The sequence below is a fragment of the Cupriavidus basilensis OR16 genome, assembly GCF_000243095.1.
Taxonomy (GTDB): domain Bacteria; phylum Pseudomonadota; class Gammaproteobacteria; order Burkholderiales; family Burkholderiaceae; genus Cupriavidus; species Cupriavidus basilensis_D.
In genome coordinates, this window is record NZ_AHJE01000347.1 from 1 (window position 1) to 510 (window position 510).

The 510-nt window shown below is 71.0% G+C and carries 1 protein-coding gene; it reads right to left on the reverse strand.

What is annotated here, in order from left to right:
* Positions 1 to 510, reverse strand: a 510-nt coding sequence (locus OR16_RS39070) for a tripartite tricarboxylate transporter substrate-binding protein (protein ID WP_006165037.1), incomplete at both ends; no start/stop codon positions are given.

Consider the following 510-nt stretch of genomic DNA (forward strand, 5'->3'; position numbering starts at 1 on the left):
CGGGCAGGCGCTGCTCCGCCAGCACGGCCAGGATGCGGATGCCGCCCGCGCCGAGTTGCATGGCCGCCTCCGATGCGTCGCCGGATACCGCCTGGACGTGCCCGCCTTGCAGCGCCGTGAACGCCTCGCCACCACCCTCGAAGCCCACGAAGCGCATGCGCTTGTAGCCCACCCCGGCCTGCCGCGCCACCATCGCGGCCTTCATCCAGTCCTGGTTGCCAATGGTGCCGCCGGCACCGAACAGTACCTGGTCCGGATCCGACCTGAGCGCGGCCACCAGGTCCTTCAGGGTCTTGAGGGGCGAATCGGCGCGTACCGCGATCACACCGTAGTCGGTGCCGAGCGCGCCAACCCAGCGCACGTCCGCCGGGCCATACTTGCCGAACTTGCCTTGCGCCAGCGCAAGCAGCGAGCCGCCCGAGAAGGCCACGATGGTATCGGGCTCGGCCGGGCGCTGCGCCACCACGCTGTTGTAGGCCACCGCGCCGATGCCGCCCGCCATGTAGGCCA